The sequence below is a fragment of the Chromatiales bacterium genome (genome assembly GCA_020445605.1).
GTDB lineage: Bacteria > Pseudomonadota > Gammaproteobacteria > JAGRGH01 > JAGRGH01 > JAGRGH01.
On sequence record JAGRGH010000004.1, the window covers coordinates 1 to 1,183 of the forward strand.

Annotated in this window: 2 protein-coding genes; both read left to right on the plus strand. The window is 40.5% G+C overall.

The window, feature by feature from the left end:
• Nucleotides 1-188 precede the first annotated feature (188 nt).
• On the plus strand, nt 189-653 hold the full coding sequence (locus tag KDG50_00885; GenBank protein MCB1863959.1) for a hypothetical protein: 465 nt from the start codon (nt 189-191) through the stop codon (nt 651-653).
• A 249-nt stretch (nt 654-902) separates the two neighbouring features.
• On the plus strand, nt 903-1,183 hold a 281-nt coding region (locus KDG50_00890; GenBank protein MCB1863960.1), incomplete at its 3' end, for a hypothetical protein.

Here is a 1,183-nt window from a genome sequence, read left to right on the forward strand (position 1 = left end):
CGGGATTACGATCCTGTTGGGCCAGGTAGACCGAACTCAAAAGTCATGCTGGTCATTACCATCATTATAGTGTTGGTTTTGGCCGTTTTGTCGTTTTTAGAAATTACAGCACCATGAAGGGCCGCACGAACTCCGTTTTAAATACCAACGCACAGATTAAGAAACCGTGTTATGTAGGAGCTGCAGCAATGGCCACAAAAGAAACAGCCAGGCACAAACTTGAAGCAAACAGAACTCGGCTCGGCCGTTATTATGAACTTGGATTACTCATGTACTATACGGGTTGCAGAATTACGGAGGCATTGAATATTGAAATTGGAGATATAACAGAGAGAGGGGATATATACATTAAAGGGCTAAAAGGCGGTTATAACAGGCTTGTTACAGTCCAGGTAATAGCTGATTTCATGATCAAATCAAAACACAACCAGGTTAATCCTTTCCATCACATGAACAGGTTCTCAGCCTATAGGCTTTACAAACAAATAGGCATTGGCAAGCTAAAGAAAGGTAGATTTCATATGTCAATTACTCATAGCTTCAGAGATGACTTTGTAAAGAATACTAGGAGTATTGAGATGTTGGAAAGGGATAGAAGTAAGTCAATAGGCCACAAATCAACAAACTCAACGGAATACTATGGCAAGGATTAAATTCAGCAAATTACAGGAAACAAAGGGCATACTGAACGAACTTAGCGGCAATAATGATGTTTTAAGAGGAAGGAAGAATGGTGTAATCTTCTTAAAATCCAATTCGCCATTTGTAAAAAGGCCTAATCAGTACAATAAAGGCAGATTGTGAGCTGCAGATAAACAGGAAAAAATACAAAGTTGCAAAACCCTGGTTGGTTGATTACCTTAGCATTATTATTCTGTAAGTTCAATTTAAACATCTAAAAAATGGCAAGAATTAAGCAGGGTATCCTTGGTGGTCTTAGCGGTAAGATCGCAAACGTAGTGGGCTCAAGCTGGAAAGGCATTGCAGTCCTTAAATCGCTTCCTCTCTCTGTAGCCAACCCAAACACAGCAGCTCAACAAGCCCAAAGGGGTGCAATGACTCAAATTGTTGCAGCAGCTCGTATATTGTTGGCAGCTCTTATCCAGGTCTACTGGAACCCTTTTGCACAGCAAATGTCTGGTTACAATGATTTCGTAAAAACGAACATTGCCACCTTCACTAC